Genomic DNA, 6,137 nt, shown 5'->3' with positions numbered 1-6,137 from the left:
GAAGAAGCAGTTCACCCAGACCGTGCCGGCCTTGAGACGCCCGGAGACCCGGTGGGCGCGCGAGAGGTTCTCGGTGAACACCATGGCGTTGAGCCCGTAGGGGGTGTCGTTCGCCAGGTCGACCACCTCGTCCTCGGTGTCGAAGGCCGTCGCGACGACGACCGGCCCGAAGATCTCCTCCTTGACGACGCGGGCGTCGGCGGCGGTGTCGGCGATGATCGTCGGGCTGACGCCCCAGCCCTCGCCGTCCTCGCCGCCGAGCAGCCCGCCGGTGACGACCGTGCCGCCGCCGAGCGACTCCGGGCTGAAGAAGCCCTTCACCTTGGTGAAGTGCTCCTGGCTCGCGAGCGCGGCGGAGAACTGGGTCGCGGGGTCCTTCGGGTCGCCGACGACGAGCGCCTCGGCAGCGGCCTTGTACCGCGCCATGAACTCCTCGTAGATGCCGCGCTGCACGTAGAGGCGCGAGCCGGCGAGGCACACCTGGCCGGCGTTGCGGAAGATCGCCTCGACGGCCCAGTGGACGGCGTTGTCGACGTCCGCGTCGTCGAAGACGATGTTCGCGCCCTTGCCGCCGAGCTCGAGGCTCACCGGCACGAGGTTGCGGGCGGCGGCGGCGCTGATGACCCGCCCCGTGCCGGACTCCCCGGTGAAGGTGATCCGGTCGACGTCGGGATGGCTCGTGAGCGCGGACCCGACGGAGTCGGGGCCGTAACCGTGGACGACGTTGAGCACGCCCGCGGGCAGGCCCGCCTCGACCGCGAGCCGGGCGAGGACCGTCGCCGAGACCGGGGTGTCCTCGGCCGGCTTCAGGACGACGGTGTTGCCCCAGGCCAGCGCGGGCGCGACCTTCCAGGTGCTCATCATGAGCGGGAAGTTCCACGGCGAGATCGCGACGACGACACCCGCCGCGTCGTAGCGGGTGTAGGCGTGGTGGCCGGAGTCCATCGGGTACACGTCACCGGTCGCGAGGCGCGCGTGGTCGGCGAAGAACCGGAAGTTCCACACGCTGCGCGCGACGTCGTGGTGCGCCTGCGTCACCGGCTTGCCCATGTCGTGGGTGTCGGCGAGGGCGAGCTCGTCGGCGTGCTCCTCCATGAGGTCCGCGAGCCGGTGCAGGACCGCCTGCCGCTTCTCGAACCCCATCCGCGGCCACGGCCCGGAGTCGAACGCCTCACGCGCCGCCGCGACGGCGAGCTCGGCCTCCTTCTGCCCGCCGAGGGCCACCGTCGCCCAGGGCCGGCGGGTGAAGGGGTCGACGGAGGCCATCGTGGCGCCGTCGATGGACGGCACCTCCTGCCCGGCGATGACGTGCCCGTAGAACGGCAGTGCCTCGCTGCCGGCCGTGCTGCCGGTGTTGCTGCCGGCGCTGCTGCTGGTGCTGCTCATGTCAGCTGTCCTCCCGCGGCCCACCGCTGATGTGGACCGAGCCCAGGTTCGTGAAGTGGCAGGCGATCGAGGCACCCGGGGGCGCGAAGACGGCGTCCGTCATGCCGCCGGTCAGGACGACCCAGCCCGCCTCGAGCGCGTGCCCGCGGCGGCCGAGGTCGTTCACCGCGAGAGCGAGCGCCTCGGCGGGGTTGCCCTGCACGGCGGCACCCGTCGCCGAGTCGACCACCGCGCCGTCGACCTCGACGAGGACCGCCTCGCTCGTGAGGTCCAGGCCCGACGGGTCGAGCCCGACCGGACCGGTGACGTAGGCGCCGCTGGAGGCGTTGTCCGCCACGACGTCCGGCAGCCGGAAGCGGAAGTCCCGGTACCGCGAGTCGATGACCTCGGCGCCGCCGTGGACCCGGTCGACGGCGGCCAGCGCCTGCACGGCCGTGACACCGGGGCCCTGGAGCCGGTCGCGCATGACGAAGACGATCTCGGGCTCGACCCGCGGGTGGATGAGCGCGCCCTGCGGCACCGGCTCCCCGGCGGGGAGCACCATCGCGTCGGTCAGCCATGCGACGAGCGGGACGTCGATCCCCATCCGCTTCTGCTTGGCCCGGCTCGTGAGCCCGAGCTTGACCCCCACGAGCCGCTCGCCGCGGGCGAGCCGGCGCCGCAGGGTCTCGTCCTGGATCGCGTAGGCGGTGTCCAGGTCGAGATCCGTCCAGTCGTCGGTGAACGGCTCCCGGTCGCGGCGCTCGCCCTCGCAGGCGAGCAGCTCCGTGGCCACCGAGTCCAGGTCCCAGGCCCGCGTCATCAGCGCACCCCGACCGCGGCGAGGTCACCCATCGACAGCTCGGACTGCAGCTGGAGGGCGATGTCGATGATCATGTCCTCCTGGCCGCCGACGTAGCCGTACTCGCCGACCCGTTGCAGGATCGCGTGCGCCGGGACGCCGTACCGGTCGGCGGCGCGCTCGGCGTGCAGGAGGAAGGACGAGTAGACGCCCGCGTAGCCCTGGGTGATCGAGGCCCGGTCCATCCACGGCAGCCGCGGGATGAACGGCCGGACGACGTCCTCGGCCGCCGAGAGCACCTCGCCGAGGTCGATCCCGGTCCGGATGCCCATCCGCTCGAACGTCGCGGCGAGCACCTCGGTCGGGGAGTTCCCGGCGCCGGCACCGAGCGCGCACAGGGCGCCGTCGATCTGCCGGGCACCGGCCTGGAAGGCGAGCACCGAGTTGGCCACCCCCATCGAGAGGTTCTGGTGGCCGTGGAAGCCGACCTGCGCCTCGTGGCCGATCTCGGCGATGACCGCCCGGATCCGCTCCTGCGCCGTCTCCAGCACCAGGGCGCCGGCGGAGTCGACGACGTAGACGCACTGGGCGCCGGCGTCCACCATGATCCGGGCCTGCTGCGCCAGCGTCTGCGGGCTCGCCCGGTGCGACAGCATGAGGAACCCGACGGTCTCCATGCCGAGCGCGCGGGCCGCGCCGAAGTGCTGGATCGACGTGTCGGCCTCGGTGCAGTGGGTGGCGATCCGGGCCACCGACGCGCCGGCCGCGTGGGCCTGCTTCAGGTGGTGCACGGTCCCGAGCCCGGGCAGCATGAGGACCGCGATCCTCGCCTGCGTGGTCTCCTCGACGGCGGCCCGGATGAGCTGCATCTCGTCGACCCGGCTGAAGCCGTAGTTGAAGCTGGACCCGCCGAGCCCGTCGCCGTGGCTGACCTCGATGACCTGGACGCCGGCCGCGTCGAGCGCGTGCACGACGCCGCGGACCTGGGCCTCGGTGAACTGGTGGGACATCGCGTGCGAGCCGTCGCGCAGGGTCGAGTCGGTGATCCGCAGATCGCGCTCGCCGCCGCCGGTGGGGGTGTTCGCCAGGACCTCGGACTCGTCCGCCGCAGCGGTGACCGGGACGTCCTCGGGACGCATGCTGAGATCGGCCATGGCGGGTCAGACTCCTGCGGTCTCGTCGAGGGGGGCGGACGACGCCGGGGCGGGTGCGCCGGTGAGCTCGCCCAGGTCGGACGAGGACTTCCAGCTGGACCGGATCCCCAGGCGGTGGGCGGCCATGAGGTCGCCGACCCGGGCCGCCGCGGCGGTGATGATGTCGAGGTTGCCCGCGTAGTCCGGCAGGTAGTCGCCGCGGCCCTTGACCTCGATCGGGACGAAGACCCGGGCCATCCCCTGCCAGAGGTCGCGCGCGTGGTCGAACTGGACCTCGGCGCGCAGGTGGTAGCCGGGGACGTACTCGCGGACCCGCTCGACCATGGCGTGGACGGACTCCAGGATCTTGTCCTGCAGGTCGCCCGGCTCACCGGCCTCCGGCGGGATCGCGCAGAACACCGAGTTGCGCATCATCAACGGCGGCTCGACCGGGTTGAGGATGATGATCGCCTTGCCCCGGTCGGCGCCGCCGACGACCTCGAGCGCCTGCGAGGTGGTCTCGGTGAACTCGTCGATGTTCGCGCGGGTGCCCGGGCCGGCCGACTTCGAGGAGATCGACGCGACGATCTCGGCGTAGGGGACGGGGACGACGTCCGCGACCGCGCGGACCATCGGCGTCGTCGCCTGGCCGCCGCAGGTGATCATGTTGACGTTGACGGCGTCCAGGTTGAAGTCGAGGTTCACCGGCGGGCAGACGTACGGGCCGACGGCGGCCGGGGTGAGGTCGACCGCGAGGATGCCCGCCTCGGCGTAGCGCGGTGCGTTGGCGGCGTGCGCCTTGGCCGAGGTGCACTCGAACACGATGTCCGGCAGGTCGTCCTGCGCCAGCAGCCAGTCGACACCTTCGTGGCTCGCCTCGAGACCGACGCTGCGCGCCCGCCGCAGACCGTCCGACGCCGGGTCGACGCCGATCATGTACCGGGGCTGGAGGATCTCGCTGCGGCGCAGCAGCTTGAACATGAGGTCGGTGCCGATGTTGCCGGGGCCGACGATGGCGGCGGTGAGGCGCTCCGTCATCGGGTCTCCTCCTTCGCGAAGCGGGCGGTGACGCTGCCGATGCCGGCGAACGCCGCGGTGAACGTGTCCCCGGGGGCGACGGCGACCGACGCCGTGATCGACCCGGGCAGGATGACGTGGCCGGCCTCGAGGACGACGCCGCGGGCGCCGACGGTGTTGGCGAGCCAGACGAGGGAGCTCAGCGGCGAGCCGAGGACGGCGCCGCCGGCGCCGGTGCCGACGATCTCGGCGTTGCGGTGCAGGACGCACCCGGACAGTCGCAGGTCGACCTCCCCGACGCCGACCGGGGTGCTGCCGAGGACGACCCCGCCGGACGACGCGTTGTCGGCGATCGTGTCGAGCAGCCCGATCTTCCAGTCCCGGATCCGGCTGTCGATGATCTCCAGCGCCGGCAGCACGAAGTCGACCGCGGCGACCGCCTCGGCGACCGTGACGCCCGGGCCGGCGAGCGGCCGCTTGAGGACGAACGCGACCTCGGGCTCGATCCGCGGCTGCAGGTACGTCCCGGCCGGGACGGCCATGTGCTCGAGGAAGAACATGTCGTCGAGGAGCTGGCCGTAGTCCGGCTGGTCGACCCCGAGCTGGCGCTGCATGGCGGCCGACGTCAGGCCGACCTTGTGCCCCTTGAGCGTGCGCCCGGCGGCGAGCCGGTGCTCGATCTGCACCTGCTGGATCGCGTAGCTGTCGTCGAGGGTGAGGCCGGGGTAGAGGTCGACGAGCGGGTCGACGGGCTTCTTCGTCTCGTACGCGGTGAGCAGCAGCTCGGCCGCCCCGAGGCGCAGGCGTGCTGCGTCGTCCATGGGTCTCCTTCGTCGGTGCGCCGGTCGGCGGTGCGGGCGTGCGTGGTCAGATCGCGAGCGTGCGCGCGAGACGGCGGGCCGCGATGCTCACGAGCTGCGCGTGCCGCCCGAGGTCCGCGGCGAGCTCGGCCGACGGGCGCAGCAGGGAGACGGCGGCGACCGCGCGCCCGGTGGAGTCGAGCACGGGCGCGGCGACCGAGCCGACCCCCTGCATCGCGTCGTCGAAGCTCGTCGCGACACCGCGGCGGCGCACCTCGTCGAGGACGCCGTCGAACTGGGCGGGGGAGACGACCGCCGCGTTGCCGGCCGGGTTGAGCCCCGCCGTCCGGCAGGCCCGGGCGACGGCCGGGTCGAAGGCGGCGATGGCCTTGCCGGTGGCCGTGCGGTGGGCGGGGAACCGGCGCGGCGCCGCGGCGAGCAGCTTCATCCCGCTGAGCGTCTCGAGCCGGCCGACGAAGAAGACGTCCTCGCCGCGGGCGATGCCGAGCTGGGTCGAGCAGCCGCTGGCCTGGCGCAGCTCCTCGAGCAGCGGCATCGCCGCACGGCGCAGCCGCATCCGGTCCGCGGTGAGCTGGCCGAGCTCGAACAGGTGGAGCCCGAGCCGGTACTGGCCGGACTCCGGGTTGCGCTCGGCGAGGCCGCGGGCGCACAGCGACGTGAGGAGCCGGTGCGCGGTGCTCTTCGCGACGCCGAGCCGGCGCGCGATGTCGCTGACGCCCAGCTCGTCGGTCTCGGCGAAGCAGTCGAGGACGTCGAGCGCCGCGACGACCGACTTCACCCCGCCGCTGAGGTCCTCGTCGGCGGAGCGCCGTGACGGGCCCTTCGGGCGGCCGGTGCGCACCCGTGGGGCGCCCGGCTCCACGAGCCGCAGCGGCGGGCGCCCGAGGGGCGCGGCCGTGTGCACGGTCGTCGGCTCCCCGGCCGTCGTCGGACCGGGGGTGAGGGCCCGCACCGTCGTCATCGACTTGCTCCTTCTCGCCGTCCTGGCCGTCGGGACGT

General features: G+C 73.3%; 6 protein-coding genes. All 6 read right to left on the bottom strand.

Annotated features, from left to right (window positions below; all coding sequences use genetic code 11):
* The coding region (locus ECOMGDLI_RS04955; RefSeq protein WP_369812714.1) for an aldehyde dehydrogenase at nucleotides 1–1,326 on the bottom strand (1,326 nt) is incomplete at its 3' end.
* A gap of 61 nt (nucleotides 1,327–1,387) precedes the next feature.
* Nucleotides 1,388–2,188: a 2-keto-4-pentenoate hydratase gene (locus tag ECOMGDLI_RS04950; protein WP_088314526.1), complete on the bottom strand. Its 801-nt coding sequence runs from the start codon at nucleotides 2,186–2,188 to the stop codon at nucleotides 1,388–1,390.
* Complete coding sequence (gene dmpG, locus ECOMGDLI_RS04945; RefSeq protein WP_088314523.1) at nucleotides 2,188–3,321, bottom strand: 4-hydroxy-2-oxovalerate aldolase; 1,134 nt, start codon at nucleotides 3,319–3,321, stop codon at nucleotides 2,188–2,190. Before dmpG ends, ECOMGDLI_RS04950 begins: the two co-directional genes overlap by 1 nt.
* A 6-nt stretch (nucleotides 3,322–3,327) precedes the next feature.
* Nucleotides 3,328–4,338, bottom strand: a complete 1,011-nt coding sequence (locus ECOMGDLI_RS04940; protein ID WP_088314520.1) for an acetaldehyde dehydrogenase (acetylating) — start codon at nucleotides 4,336–4,338, stop codon at nucleotides 3,328–3,330.
* Nucleotides 4,335–5,138 carry a 2-keto-4-pentenoate hydratase gene (locus ECOMGDLI_RS04935; RefSeq protein ID WP_088314517.1) on the bottom strand — a complete coding sequence of 268 codons (804 nt, stop codon included), beginning with the start codon at nucleotides 5,136–5,138 and terminating at the stop codon, nucleotides 4,335–4,337. The genes ECOMGDLI_RS04940 and ECOMGDLI_RS04935 overlap by 4 nt, the downstream gene beginning before the upstream one ends.
* 46 nt (nucleotides 5,139–5,184) lie before the next feature.
* Nucleotides 5,185–6,099 carry an IclR family transcriptional regulator gene (locus ECOMGDLI_RS04930; RefSeq protein ID WP_088314514.1) on the bottom strand — a complete coding sequence of 305 codons (915 nt, stop codon included), beginning with the start codon at nucleotides 6,097–6,099 and terminating at the stop codon, nucleotides 5,185–5,187.
* Nucleotides 6,100–6,137: the final 38 nt, after the last annotated feature.

It is taken from the genome of Kineosporia sp. R_H_3 (genome assembly GCF_002198675.1).
GTDB lineage: Bacteria > Actinomycetota > Actinomycetes > Actinomycetales > Kineosporiaceae > R-H-3.
This window is presented reverse-complemented; position numbering and strand designations above follow the sequence as displayed.